This is a genomic window from Candidatus Omnitrophota bacterium (assembly GCA_016929445.1).
Taxonomy (GTDB): Bacteria; Omnitrophota; Gorgyraeia; order JAFGIU01; family JAFGIU01; genus JAFGIU01.
Genome location: JAFGIU010000104.1, coordinates 19,315 through 32,362 on the forward strand (window position 1 = coordinate 19,315; position 13,048 = coordinate 32,362).

The following is a 13,048-nucleotide window of genomic DNA, read 5'->3' on the forward strand; positions in this document are numbered from 1 at the left end:
CCCTTTGCGGTGTCAGGCACTGGTGCCTGGCACCGGTGCCTGGCACCAGTGCCTGACACCCGCAGCCGGTACCAGAACACAGATTGACACCCCCCTCCGCGCTAATATACTATGTCCCTTTAACATAGAGGCGGTATGAGGCTCCCATGAATCCGGACAGCAAGGGCAAGATCGGTGTCATCGGAGACGGCGGTTGGGGGACGACCCTGGCCCTGCTCCTGGACCAAAAAGGCGTTCCCTGCGAGCTCTGGAGCCACGATCCGGAGTATGTCGGCCTTATGCGGGAGAAAGGCCAGAATCCCAAGTTTCTCCCGGGTATTGACCTACCGGCATCCCTCTCCATCACGGATAACCTGAAGCAAGTGGTCAGCGGTGCGGACGCAGTAATTGTGGCTGTACCGAGCGCTTTTTTGCCCCGAGTGATGGATCGTCTGTTCCAGGATCTGGGACATGGGGCTGAGTCGCCGCCGCCTCTGGTGAGCGTGGCCAAGGGCCTGGAGGAAGATTCCTGTTTGCGCATGACTGAGGTGATCGAGCGCATTTTTCCTCACACGCGTGTGGCTGCGCTGAGCGGCCCGACCTTGGCCTTGGAAATCGCGCGCGGCCTGCCGGCCAGTGCGGTGGTGGCCTCAAAGGACGCGGCCTTTGCAACGCAGATTCAAAAGGCAGTCTCCACCGAGAAATTCCGGCTCTATACCTCAGAGGATGTGGTCGGGGTGGAATTGGGCGGGGCGCTCAAGAATGTGATTGCCATTGCCGCGGGCATTGCCGATGGTTTAGGATTTGGGGTGAATGCCAAGTCCGCTTTGGTTTCCAGGGGCTTGGCCGAAATCACCCGTTTGGGTGTGGCCATGGGCGCGCGGGCCGAGACATTTGCCGGCCTGAGTGGTGTGGGAGATTTGGTTACCACCTGCACGAGCACGCTTAGCCGGAATCACACCCTGGGCGAGGGCATCGGGCAGGGGAAGTCTTTGCAGGAGATGACCGCACGCACGGAGATGGTCACCGAAGGCGTGCACAACACCTTGCAGGCCGTGTCTTTGGCCGGCCGCTTCGGCGTGGAAATGCCCATTGCGCAGCAGGTGAGTGAAGTTCTTTTTCGCGGAAAGGATCCGCGCCAAGCGGTGGTGGATCTGATGACGCGGTCTTATAAAACGGAATGAGTCGGGGCGTGGCGCAGCTTGGTAGCGCACCTGAATGGGGTTCAGGGGGTCGGAGGTTCGAATCCTCTCGCCCCGACCATCGTTACATGAGAGAGATCAAATGAACATTGGATTAATCGGGCTCGGCACTGTCGGCGGCAGTACGGCCCAGGTTCTGCTCAAGAAGTCCGCCAGCCTTCGCCGCAGCGCGGGCGGCAACCTCAAACTGCTGTATGCCTGCGATCAGCGGCACGCCCTCGCAAAGCAACTCGGGATTCCCGCAAAACAATATGTGAACGACGCGCAAAAAGTGCTCAACGATCCCCAGGTGGATGTGGTGGTCGAGCTCATCGGCGGCATGCACCCGGCTAAGGAATTTGTTCTCCAAGCGCTGAAGAACGGCAAGCACGTGGTCACGGCCAACAAAGCCCTCCTGGCCGAGCACGGCACGGAGCTCCTCAAGGCCGCGAGCCGCGCGAACAAGCGCCTTTTGTTTGAAGCCGCGGTCGGCGGCGGCATTCCCATTGTCGAGGGCTTGGGCCAAGGCCTGGCCGCCAACCAACTCAGCGCCCTTTACGCCATCATTAACGGCACCTGCAATTACGTGCTCACGCTCATGGAGGAGCAAGGCTCCACCATGCAAGACGCGCTCGCTCTGGCCCAGAAAAAGGGCTTTGCCGAGGCCAACCCCGCGCTCGACATCGACGGCATTGATTCCGCGCACAAGCTTTCCCTGATGTGTTTGGTGGGCTTCGGGCGCCAGGCCAAAATGAAAGAGATGCATATCGAGGGTATTTCCAAGCTTTCGCCCGTGGATATGGAACTTGCCCAAAGCCTGGGCTACGGAATTAAGCTATTGGCCATTGCCAAGCGCGTGGGCGAAGAACTCGAGGCGCGCGTGCATCCCACGCTGCTGCCCTTGGACCACCCCTTGGTGAGCGTGCGCGGCGTGTACAACGCTGTTTTTGTGCAGGGCGATCTGGTGGGCAACCAACTCTTTTACGGCAAGGGCGCGGGCGGCAATCCCACGGCCAGCGCCGTAGTCAGTGATATCCTGCAACTCGCGCGCGCTCCGCAGGCCCTGCCGCCCAACCCGATTGATTTGAGTGACGGCAGCATCCAGCGCATCCGAAAAATGGCGGACGTGCGCTCGCGCTACTACATGCGCTTTTCCGTGACCGACCGGCCCGGCGTGCTCGCGCAAATCGCGCGCCACCTCGGCAGCCAGGAAATTTCCATTTCCAGTGTGATCCAACCCGAACGCACCTCTTCCCGTGCCGTGCCCGTGGTCATCATGACCCACGAGGCTGCTGAACGGCAGGTCCAAACCGCGCTCAAACGCATCAACGCCCTCGAGGCGGTCAAGCGCGGCACCGTGCTTCTGCGCGTGGAGGAAGGCTGATCATGGCTTGGAAGGGTGTGATTGCCCAATACCGCAAGTACCTGCCTGTGACGCGCAAGACTCCGATCATTACGCTTCTGGAGGGAAACACTCCGCTCATTCCGGCCCCGTGGCTGGCCGGTCAAGTGGGCGGCGGCGCGCAGGTGTGGCTCAAGTTTGAAGGCATGAACCCCTCGGGTTCATTCAAGGATCGAGGCATGACCATGGCTGTGTCCAAGGCTCTGGAGCAGGGCTCGCAGGGCATTATCTGTGCGTCCACGGGCAACACTTCGGCTTCGGCCGCAGCCTATGGCGCGCGCGCGGGCCTGCGATGCATTGTGGTCATCCCCGAAGGCGCCATTGCCATGGGCAAGCTCGCCCAGGCGGTTTTTCACGGCGCCGAGGTCGTGGCGATCAAAGGCAATTTTGACGAAGCCCTCAAGCTCGTGCGCCAGCTTTCCGAGGAATACAATCTCACGCTTGTCAATTCCGTGAACCCCTATCGCATTCAGGGCCAAAAGAGCGGCGCGTATGAAATTTGCGATGCGCTCGGTGAGGCTCCGGATTATCACTTTATTCCCGTGGGCAACGCGGGCAATATCCGCGCCTATTGGTTGGGTTACAATGAATACAAGTCCGAGGGGAAGATCAAGAGCTTGCCCAAGATGATGGGTTTTCAGGCCGCGGGCGCGGCGCCTATTGTCAAGGGAAGACCCATTGCCAAGCCCGAGACCTTTGCCACCGCCATTCGCATCGGGAATCCCGCGAGTTGGGTGGAAGCCGTGGCTGCGCGCGACGAATCCAAGGGCCTGATTGATTCCGTGACTGAGGGCCAGATCCGCAACGCGTACAAGGTCCTGGCCAAAGAAGAGGGCGTGTTCTGCGAACCCGCGAGTGCGGCTTCGGTCGCGGGGCTTCTCAAGATGGCCAAGGCCGGGGCTCTGAAAAAGCGCGGCGCGCGCTACGTGTGTATTTTGACCGGGCACGGGCTCAAGGATCCCAGCTCGGCCCTGGATGCCGTGCCGGTGCCGCGCTCCGTTTCCGCGAATATCATGAGCGTTGCCCGGCGTTTGCAGTTAAAGAAGCCTTGAAGGTGTCCGGCACCGGATTCGGCAAGGTGTCAGGCACCACAGTCTGGATAAGATGCTTCACAAGTGGTGCCTGATACCAAATTCAACAGGGTGCCTGACACCCGAGGATCTGTGTTGTCATCCCCGCGTAGGCGGGGATCTATTCGTATAACTGACTTCAACTAGATTCCCGCTTTCGCGGGAATGACATTCCGGGAGCTTATGTCCCGCAAATTCTTCGCCATATTCCTCATCCTCGTAACCCTCTCCGCCTCCGCCTGCGTGGAGCGCAAACTCATCGTCAAATCCGATCCGTCCGGTGCGGAAGTCTTCCTGGACCAATCCGAAACACCCGAAGGGGTGACGCCCCTGGAAATGTCCTTCCTCAATTACGGCAAACGCCACATCCGGCTCAGCTATGAAGGCTACTACGACATTCAAACGGTGGAGCAGTTCAAAGGCCCGTGGTACTCCATTCCCGGCCCGGACTTTGTGATGGAGAATTTGTGGCCCTTTACTTTGCGCGATTACAATACTTTTGACTATACGCTCCGGCCCTTGCCTGAGGGCGAGATCGAGCCCGCGAGCGTGACCGAACCGGTGGATTTTGAGAAATACGCGGAGCAGATCAAGGACCCGGATCCGGACTTGCGCCAGGAAGCCATTCTGCGTTTGGGCGGCCTGCGCAACCCGCGAGCCGTCGAGCTCATGGAGAGCGCAACCTATGATGTGAATGAGTTTGTGCGCGCGGATGCGCTCTCGGGCCTGCGTTTGGTGCAGGGCGCTGAGTCGGGTGCCCGTATTCTGGAGATGAGCCATGACCCCTCTTCCGAGGTGCGCCTGCGGGCCGTGAATGCGATGGAACTTTTGCAGCTGGAGGAGGGGAGAGATGTATTGGCCATGATGCTGCACGACCGGGATCCGCGCGTGCGCGTGGCAGCCATTGAGGCGCTCAACAGTTACAAGGAACTCCCTCCTGAGATCATGAATCTCATGGTGAAGCTCTTTAGGCAGGACGATTCCGGAGTGCGGCGCGCAGCCGTGCGGGCCTTTGGCCAGCGGCCCGAGACCAGTGCCAAACACCTCAAACAGCTGCGTGCGCGGCTCAAGGACTGGAATGTCGTGGTGCGGCGTGCGGCTGTGGAGAGTGTGTTCCGCCAGCAAGATGTGGAGGCAGTGCCGCAGTTAGTGCGCATGCTGCGCGACGGCGACGACAAAATCAGGAACAACGTGGCCGCGCACCTCGGCGAGCTTCTCCGCCCCGAACACGAAAAGCTCATTATCCAGAGGCTGCGCAGCGGCAAAGCCTTTGAACGCCGCGTGGCCGCGGAGTTGGCGCTCAACTTCAAAGGCCCCGAGATCCTGGCCGCCTTGGAACACGCCCACGAACGCGAGCAAGACCGCTACGCGCGCGCCGTCATGGAAGGCTCCCTCAAAAAACTGAAGTAGCTTGTCGGCGTCTATCTGGGCCGCTCACCCTGAGGAGCCGCGCAGCGGCGTCTCGAAGGGCACAAGTGGCGCCTGATACCGGAGCCGGACTCGCCATGACGGATTGAACACCCGGGATCCGCATCAACCCACTGTAACTCAGTGATATAATGTCCGCACTAAAGTCAGCCGACTGTATGCGCTGAAGATGTGGAGCAGAAACGACTTTAGGAGGTTTGATTCGTGGCATGCAGCAATGGAGACATGAGAAATACATGAACCCAGTACTCTCTTTAGTATGTTTGCTTGTTTGCAGTAACGTATTCATGACCTTTGCATGGTACGCTCATCTGAAGGAGTTAAATAATAAGCCGTGGATAATAGCAGCGCTTGTTAGTTGGGGTATTGCGCTTTTTGAATATCTCCTTCAGGTTCCGGCAAACCGTATTGGATACACCGTATTGGATATCGGACAACTCAAGATCATTCAAGAGGTCATTACGCTCACAGTCTTTATACCTTTTTCCTTTATATACATGAAAGAACCGTTGCGATTTGACTATTTATGGGCAGGGTTGTGTCTTGTCGGGGCAGTATTTTTCATGTTTCGTCACAGATTTGTTTAACGGATGAACGCTTGCGAAAAACCATGCCAAATACAATCTGCAAACTCATGGCCACATTAGGCGGGGCCGGCTTCAGTCCTGTGGCCCCCGGCACAGTGGGGAGCGCCCTGACTGCTGTGCTCTGGTTTGTGTTGCAGCCTTCTCTGACTGCGCAGGGGATTGTGTTGCTGATCCTGCTGGGGCTTGGTTGGTGGAGCTCTGAAGTCTTCGCCAAAAAACTCAACGCCAAAGACCCTTCCATTATTGTGGTGGACGAAGCAGCCGGCATGTGGATTGCGCTGCTGGCCGTGCCCCATAACGTGTGGGCCGTTCTTGGGGCCTTTGCGCTCTTCCGGTTTTTCGACATTGTGAAGCGGGGGCCGGTGAAGCAAGCCGAAGCCCTGCCCGGCGGCTTGGGGATTATGGCTGATGATGTGGTGGCAGGATTATTTGCCCGTGCAGTGATAGCGCTGCTTTTGGTCTTCTTCTAAGCGGAAGCCATCTCCCACTCCTCAACCACGCCCAGGTCCTGGGCCTTTTCCCTCACCAGGTTCCGGTCGAGTTGGTCCTCAAGAGACTCCATCATGGCTTGGATGTCGCGGATGTGCTTTTCGGATTTGCCTTCCTTGAAAAACTGAAGCTTGCGGACAATGACATACTCCGGGGGCGCCAGCCAGACGTCTCCGCCCGCAAAGTCCGATTGCCTGCGTTTGGCCATGGCCCACCGGTGGAGGGGATCTTCGCCGGCCAGGTACACATCCGCCTTATACATACTGTCGTGATGGATGATATTGAAGTGTCCGCGAATGCGCCGTTTTTGTTCGATGATGAGCACTTCCTCCGGCGGCAGGTAGAATGCATCCGCAGGGAATCCCTGAATCAGCTTGTCCACGTCTGCCTTTTTGAGCTCCAGCACAAGATCCAGATCGTTGGTGAAGCGGGGCTCTCCGTAGAGCATGGCGGCGACGGAACCGGTAATCATGTAGGGAAGCTGAATCTCATCCAGCCGTCTTGTGAATTCGAGAACCTTAGTCTCCAGCACTGAGAATGCACTCCTTTACAGCCTGGCGGATTTGGTCCTCGCTCCAGTCGGGGTTTTGCTCCTTGAACCAGGACCACTTTGTCTGCCAGGCCAGTTGGAACATGTCCTCGATGAGCTGGAGCTTTTTGGCGGTGGAGGCCTCCTGAAGAAGCCTCTTTTGGACAGGGTGCATGCGGTAGCGTTCCATGGCCCCTATTATACAGGCAAGAAGAATCCCGGGGACAGGTCTCGCCAGCCCCTTTGATTGCAACGGGTTTTGCGAGAACCGTCCCCGAGGCTCCCCAAATCTTACGCGTCCGGTAAGGTATTTTTCGTTGACACTTTTTCTCTAACCCGTCACCATTGAAACAACTTAGGTCTATGTGGCTATATGACCTTCGTCAGGTAATTAGTCTCATGCGGGGACGCGCATTAGTTTTAAGGTTCTGTGTCAGGGGCATCTTGAGAGGCACTCAGACGACCACACGCGATCATTGCGTCAATACAGAACCTGACTTTCTGCCCGGAAGCGATTCGCTTTCGGGTTTTTTGTTTGCCCTCAAACCACGGAGTCCGTCCATGCCAAAACTGCTCACCACTCCCCAACAGCTCACCCTTGCAATACTACTCAACTTGATGCTGGTCATGCCTGCCTTGGGTTTGCCGGAACTCAAGGAAGTGGCCTCGGGCCAGGCCCAGTTCGATATCCAGGGCAAGGCCATGCAGGTAAACCAGGCCACAGACAAAATGATTGCCGATTACCACAGCTTTTCTATTGCGGGCGATGAGGCCGTGCGTTTTGCGCAGCCTTCGGCGAGCAGCGTGGCCTTGAACCGGGTGGTGGGCGCGGATCCTTCGGCTATCTTCGGCCAGCTTCAGGCCAACGGGCAGATCTTTTTGGTGAATCCGCAGGGAGTGTTGTTTGGGCCCGGCTCCAGGGTGGATGTGGGGGCCTTGGCGGCTTCCACCTTGGACATCCAGAATCAGGATTTTCTTGCGGGTAAGTGGGCCTTTGCGGGCGAGGGCGGGGCTGCTGTGGTGAACCAGGGAACGCTGACGGCCGCGCCCGGCGGTTATGTGGCGCTGATCGGTGAGCAAGTGCGGAATGAGGGCGTGATTCGCGCGGACGGGGGATCGGCGGTTCTCGCGGCCGGCGAGCAACTGGTGCTGCAGTTGGACTCTCAGGGGCTGATTAGTGTGGTGTTGGATGGGGGTGTGGAGGGGGTGGAAGAGGGCGGTGAAGCGCTCGTGGTGAATGCGGGGGCCGTCAATACGGAAGGGTTTGCAGAGGGGAACCAGATTGTTGTGAATGCGGGTCAGATTCAAATCGTGAGTGCTGGGGATGTTGTGCTCGAATCTGGATCTGAGATCAGTGCGCGCGGCAGAGGCAGCGAATCCAATGGCGGTGTGGTGAATGTTTTTGGTGCTCGTGACGGCATTCTAGCTGATGGATCACTCATCGATGTGCGCGGCGGTGAAATTTCCGGGGATGGGGGCTTTGTGGAGTTCTCGGCGGCGCGCAATGTGGAGTTGAACGGCGGGCGGATTGAGGCCGGGGCCTTCGAGGGGCAAAGCGGAAGGGTGCTGATTGACCCCGACACAATCTTTGTCAATTCCGACTATTTCTCTTGGGGAGCAGACATCGATCTTGCTGCAGATAAGGGCGTGTATGTTGCGGATGGTGTTGTGGTATCGAGCAGACAAGTAGCTAGTGGAGATCATCTGAATGGAGCTTCAACGGGCCGTTCCGGGCGCATTACCTTTTTTTCTCCACACATCGAGATTGGTAACAACGTGGTCATTGTGGCTCATGCCGACAACGGTTTTCAGGGCAATACGGTTCAGTTGGGCGCGGAAGTGTGGAAGTCGTCGGCATGGCTTGCAGGAGTCCCTTTTGAAAATGAGCTCACAGCAGATGCACGCCTGATTTTGGGTAAGTCAGTGCAGGTGAGGGGTAGAGATATCGACATGACGGCATCGGCCAGATCTACCGTTACGGCTGAGATCGATTCGGACGAAACGGTCTCTGCTGACCTAACAGATCTGGATATGTGGGTGAATGAGGACAAGATTTTTCCAGTTGATGCGATGGGACGAGGTATTAAGTCTGAGGCCAATGCAGAGCTTTCCATTGGGGAAGGAACGGTGCTTGCTGCCGACCAACAGTTGACAGTGGAAGCGAGCTCAAAACCCACAGCCCGGCTGTGGTATTCAGGTCCGGCACCGGGATTGATGTATGCAAGCTCAGAAGGAAATTCCAATGTTTATGTGGGCCCTAACGCGAATCTTTCTGCCGGCGCAGAAATTCAAATTACCTCTAATATGCTCAACACCTCGGATCTTCGTGTAGAAGATACCTCGATTCTCGCCGGAAGACCGAACGATTGGCCCATGGCCTATGGGAAACGGATCACCAACTCATATTTGCTTGTGGATGAGGGAGCGAGGATTTCCGCACCAGGAGTCACAATCTATTCTGATGTCAATTGGACAAGGCCCCTGATTGAGGATGGTGTTCGGATCCGTGGCGGAAGACGTGGAGCTGTGGCTGTTAGCGACAATGAGGCCGTGGTGGAGAGTGTGTTTAAAGGGATTGGTCGGGCTGATGAGTTTTTCATCCTGGCGGTTGGGAACTACGAGGACGACTATAGGACCACCGCCGAATCTTCCGGTGGTTTAGTCTGGAGATCAGGTTCCAGAGCAGAAGCTCTTTCTGAGTTTTTAAGCGGGCGACTCGCGAATGAGTCATTGGATACTTCGGGAGTTGAACGGATTCCTGCCGTCGCGATTACCCGAGATCAAATGACGAGCTTGAATTCGGTGGAAGGTGGAGCGGATATCCTCTCAAATGGAGACCTGCTAGTAGAAACGGCAGCTATTGGTACTTCTGAATTTGAAGCAGTTAATCGAAGCCCCTTTGGTGCGGGGACAGCCTTGGCGATTGGAGAGGTCCTCAGAGAAGCCGTGGGCATTGTCCGGGATGAATCCATTTTGGATGCAAATCGAATAATCGAGATTTTGACAGCATCTGATGAAAGAGACCGTGGTCATCAGTGGTATCGTTTCTCCCCTGAGTTTGCTTGGGAAGCTCCGGAGGCCTTGTCCCACGATACGGGTCAATGGCTAGGTTCCGCAATCGACAAGCTGGAGGACCAGGTGCCCTCGGCTTTGGGAGAAGGTTTGGAAGGAATCTCTGATATGTTGGATGAGGATAAAATTCTGGAGGAGGAGCCTGTCTTGGATTGGGGCACCGATCCCAGAGTGACCACGGGGACGCGTATTGAAAATGTCCTAAGTGCTGCTACGGCTGTAGTAAAAGATGAGGTCGTTATCAACGGCCGTTTGCTCCCTACCGAGGATTGGCAAGGGGTTATGATCGCTGCACAACCAGGAATTGAGTCCATAAATCGAGTTCAAGGCGAGAGCGGCAATGTGTACAATATTGCTCGCTATACCGCGCGGACCGATGCCCATGTTGCGGATCAGGTTCAGATTCAAGCAAACGGGAGTGTGGAGATGTTTGCTGGGCATCGTCTGAGGCTTTTTAACCAAGTGGATGTGTTAGGATCTGGCCGAAGTTCATATTCATCACAGGTACCGGCCAGCCAGGTGTGGGTGAACAATGAAAGTGATTTACGTATTGATGGAAGTGCAACGGTTTGGACCTCCGGTGGTCTGGTCTTGTGGGGTGAAGCCGAGTTGAGCTCTGTTAATCTTGTGAATCCAGTTCCTTCGAACTCATTATTGCCCCAATGGTATGATCTTAGCGCAGAGACTTTTGTCCTGGATTGGCTTACATCCACCCTGCACTACCACCGCTCATCCTCCTCTCCTCCGCCAAGCTATATTGAAGCTAAGGGGGGCGTCGACATTTTAGTTAAGGGCAATAAGAATGTATGGACGGTTGCGAGTCCTATTGCAAAAGATGCCGAGGGTTTTGCTCCCTTGAATGGGACAGTCCGAGCAAGTGCCAAGAACTATCTGGAATCATTCAGTGTGGCTGGGAACTGGGGAACGCCACTAGCTAGCTTTGATCGCAGTCGCATTCATGCGAGTCAAAACCATGAGGTTCGTGCTCTCGCGGGGGATCTCATGGGGATAGATTCTTTTGCAGTAAGTAGTGCCAACGCCCAGAACGATATCAATATTGGCAATGAAGCCGCGGTACATAATACAGATCATCTCGCCTATGGACTTGAAGTCACAGCAGAGAATGCACAAGATGTAGTGGCTTTGGCTGTGGACTATGATTCTGCGGCCGCTGGGCCGGTCAGTGCGGGTGATTTTTATGCTGAGAACATTGTAGCTTCTTTGATGCAGAGCAGTTTAGCCGGGTCTAATATCGCAGTAGAGGGTTCCAGTGATGACACCACAGTTCAATCCTCGAATCAGACGCGGGTACTGACTTTGGCCCAACCTTCACCCAATGCGACTAGAGTGGGAAACGTTAGCGCACATACAGAAGCTTTCAACGAAACGCTTATGTTGATCTCCGAAACGTTGAACACAGGAAATCTCGCAGTTCAGACCGATTCGGATATCGAAGTATTTTCTTTGGCGGGACCTGTGCAACCCAACTCTGCACCCAGGGGAGGGAGCTATGCGAACGAGCAAGCGATTGCTTCGGCAGACGTCATTGAAATGTACGGTCAATTCGCGGCATTGGATGATATTGTGTTAGAAGTCAACGATGATATCCGTCTATTCGGCCTGGCCGGGCCTGTGCTTCCAAAGAATGGAACCAACCGGAGTCCCGCGAAGCTCAACACCTATATAGACCGCTGGTCTGTTGCCAATATTAACCCAGATACTGAAATTGCCGTTTCTGCCGACGATGGAGAATCAACCGATTTTGCAGGATTGCTGATAGCCGTCAATGCCATTAATGAGGTGTATTCTTTTGTGCAGTCCCCATGGACCTCTTTAATGCGTTGGCGGCCTGTGCTGGAGCCGTTGATTCAGACATTGATTGAGGACCATACTTGGGCTCAGATTGGAGAAAATGTTGAGGTTAACAACTTTAACTCTAGCTACGTCAGTTTTGATCCAGACCAGGATGTGATTCTCAAAGCTCGAAATCAGGGGAAGATGGTGAACCTTCTTGGAATTAGCAGTCAAGTGGCCGTGCCACAAGGGACCTTGGTGAATACAGAGATCAACAATGAAGCCAGGGCCGTGATTGAGCCGGGTGCCAGCGTGAATGCAAGAGATGATATCAAACTTGAAGCTGTTACAGTCAATGATGTTCGACACCGCTATGTCATGCCCAACGGCGCATTGCTCTTGGGGCTACTGCAGACTTCTTCCGAGTTTGTAAAGAACCAGATTCATCTTCTCTCGTTTCGTTGGCAAGATTTGAACTGGGGAGGCACCTGGTCGGGTACAGAAATATTTGGCGGTCTGGTAGACTAGGAGACAGCTGAGATGAAAAAAACTGGCCTTCAAACAGTCACGCTTCTTTTGCTCCTCCTCCTGGTGGTTGGCCTCACCGCCTGCATGGCCGCGACCACGCAGCCCTATCAGAAGGCGCGGTGGGATCAGGCGCTGATTGGCGCCATGGAGCAGCGGCCGGGCGCGGTGCTCCTGCGTTTTGAAGAGGTGCTGCCCGATCGGCCGCTCAACGAGACCACCTGGCACATCAAGAAGGGCCCCACCTGGGATCCGCAGCGCTCGCACCTGATCGGCTTTTATCACGACTACAAGGTTTCCACCATCGGCGCCGGCCAAAGCACCACCGTGGGCATCACCTCCATTGCCACCCACATTGTGATTCCGTTTGGGCAACTGTTCCCGCAGGCGCTCACCGCATTATTGGAGAGCTCTTTTGAGAGCGTTTCCGTGGCCTATGATGATGCCACGGAGATACGGCTCATGGAGCAGCGGCATCCCGATTATGTGATCCGCATTCAGGTGGAGGACTTTCAGCTGTGGGAGGAGCCCAGCGATTATCTCAATCTGACCGCGCGCGTGGAGACCTCGATGGTCCCCCTGACCGGGGATGTGTGGGACGCGCGGGTGGCGGAGTCGGATTCGGAGGTGCGCGGGTACCGGATTAGCGCGGTCACTTCAACATCGGGCAAGACGATTCAGGCCATTAACCGGGCGGCGAATCAACTTTCCGCGCAGCTTGCCAGGGAAGTGATTGAGGAAGCGTTCGAGTGACTCCGTCATTGCGAGGAGGTCAAAGACCGACGAAGCAATCTGTGTTCTGCGCAGATCGCTTCACTTCGTTCGCAATGACGCCTTGCCTTAACCCTTCGGAATAAATCCCAGCGCGTGGTGGACTTTCTCGAGCATCACTTGAGAGCGCTGGCGGGCCTCATCTGCGCCGCGCTTGAGAATTTCCCTCAAACGCCCCTCATCCGAACGCGCGGCATGGTAGCGCTCCTGCAGCGGCTTCA

At 56.0% G+C, this 13,048-nt stretch carries 10 protein-coding genes and 1 tRNA gene; 9 read left to right on the forward strand and 2 right to left on the reverse strand.

What is annotated here, in order from left to right:
- Window positions 1-146 precede the first annotated feature (146 nt).
- The 7 genes from JW937_08330 (at window position 147) to JW937_08360 (ending at window position 6,117) form a co-directional block, all read left to right on the forward strand.
- Entirely contained in the window at window positions 147-1,163 is a 1,017-nt protein-coding gene (locus tag JW937_08330) for an NAD(P)-dependent glycerol-3-phosphate dehydrogenase (protein MBN1587411.1), read from the forward strand.
- Window positions 1,164-1,165: 2 nt separating this feature from the next.
- Window positions 1,166-1,242 (forward strand) — tRNA-Pro (locus JW937_08335).
- A 21-nt stretch (window positions 1,243-1,263) separates the two neighbouring features.
- Window positions 1,264-2,544, forward strand: a complete 1,281-nt coding sequence (locus JW937_08340; GenBank protein MBN1587412.1) for a homoserine dehydrogenase — start codon at window positions 1,264-1,266, stop codon at window positions 2,542-2,544.
- 2 nt (window positions 2,545-2,546) lie between these two features.
- Complete coding sequence (locus JW937_08345) at window positions 2,547-3,614, forward strand: threonine synthase (protein ID MBN1587413.1); 1,068 nt, start codon at window positions 2,547-2,549, stop codon at window positions 3,612-3,614.
- A gap of 201 nt (window positions 3,615-3,815) precedes the next feature.
- Entirely contained in the window at window positions 3,816-5,042 is a 1,227-nt protein-coding gene (locus JW937_08350) for a HEAT repeat domain-containing protein (protein MBN1587414.1), read from the forward strand.
- 254 nt (window positions 5,043-5,296) lie between these two features.
- Window positions 5,297-5,647 (forward strand): DMT family protein, encoded by a 351-nt coding sequence (locus JW937_08355; GenBank protein MBN1587415.1) that lies wholly within the window; start codon window positions 5,297-5,299, stop codon window positions 5,645-5,647.
- 23 nt (window positions 5,648-5,670) lie between these two features.
- A complete protein-coding gene (locus JW937_08360) occupies window positions 5,671-6,117 on the forward strand; it encodes a phosphatidylglycerophosphatase A (GenBank protein ID MBN1587416.1) in 447 nt (148 codons plus the stop codon).
- Here JW937_08360 and JW937_08365 read toward each other — a convergent pair.
- Window positions 6,114-6,668: a hypothetical protein gene (locus JW937_08365; protein MBN1587417.1), complete on the reverse strand. Its 555-nt coding sequence runs from the start codon at window positions 6,666-6,668 to the stop codon at window positions 6,114-6,116. The two genes, JW937_08360 and JW937_08365, sit on opposite strands and share 4 nt — an antisense overlap.
- Window positions 6,655-6,855, reverse strand: a complete 201-nt coding sequence (locus tag JW937_08370; protein MBN1587418.1) for a hypothetical protein — start codon at window positions 6,853-6,855, stop codon at window positions 6,655-6,657. The genes JW937_08365 and JW937_08370 overlap by 14 nt, the downstream gene beginning before the upstream one ends.
- A 371-nt stretch (window positions 6,856-7,226) precedes the next feature.
- On the opposite strand from JW937_08370, the gene JW937_08375 reads away from it, so the two are divergent.
- Entirely contained in the window at window positions 7,227-12,059 is a 4,833-nt protein-coding gene (locus JW937_08375) for a filamentous hemagglutinin N-terminal domain-containing protein (protein MBN1587419.1), read from the forward strand.
- A gap of 12 nt (window positions 12,060-12,071) precedes the next feature.
- Entirely contained in the window at window positions 12,072-12,809 is a 738-nt protein-coding gene (locus JW937_08380) for a hypothetical protein (GenBank protein ID MBN1587420.1), read from the forward strand.
- The last annotated feature ends 239 nt before the right edge of the window (window positions 12,810-13,048 follow it).

What these genes read in the sequence shown, in the direction of transcription:
- JW937_08330 (MBN1587411.1), top strand. Translation starts at nt 147, where the DNA reads ATGAATCCGGACAGCAAGGGCAAGATCGGTGTCATCGGAGACGGCGGT.
- JW937_08340 (MBN1587412.1), top strand. Translation starts at nt 1,264, where the DNA reads ATGAACATTGGATTAATCGGGCTCGGCACTGTCGGCGGCAGTACGGCC.
- JW937_08345 (MBN1587413.1), top strand. Translation starts at nt 2,547, where the DNA reads ATGGCTTGGAAGGGTGTGATTGCCCAATACCGCAAGTACCTGCCTGTG.
- JW937_08350 (MBN1587414.1), top strand. Translation starts at nt 3,816, where the DNA reads ATGTCCCGCAAATTCTTCGCCATATTCCTCATCCTCGTAACCCTCTCC.
- JW937_08355 (MBN1587415.1), top strand. Translation starts at nt 5,297, where the DNA reads ATGAACCCAGTACTCTCTTTAGTATGTTTGCTTGTTTGCAGTAACGTA.
- JW937_08360 (MBN1587416.1), top strand. Translation starts at nt 5,671, where the DNA reads ATGCCAAATACAATCTGCAAACTCATGGCCACATTAGGCGGGGCCGGC.
- JW937_08370 (MBN1587418.1), bottom strand. Translation starts at nt 6,855, where the DNA reads ATGGAACGCTACCGCATGCACCCTGTCCAAAAGAGGCTTCTTCAGGAG.
- JW937_08375 (MBN1587419.1), top strand. Translation starts at nt 7,227, where the DNA reads ATGCCAAAACTGCTCACCACTCCCCAACAGCTCACCCTTGCAATACTA.
- JW937_08380 (MBN1587420.1), top strand. Translation starts at nt 12,072, where the DNA reads ATGAAAAAAACTGGCCTTCAAACAGTCACGCTTCTTTTGCTCCTCCTC.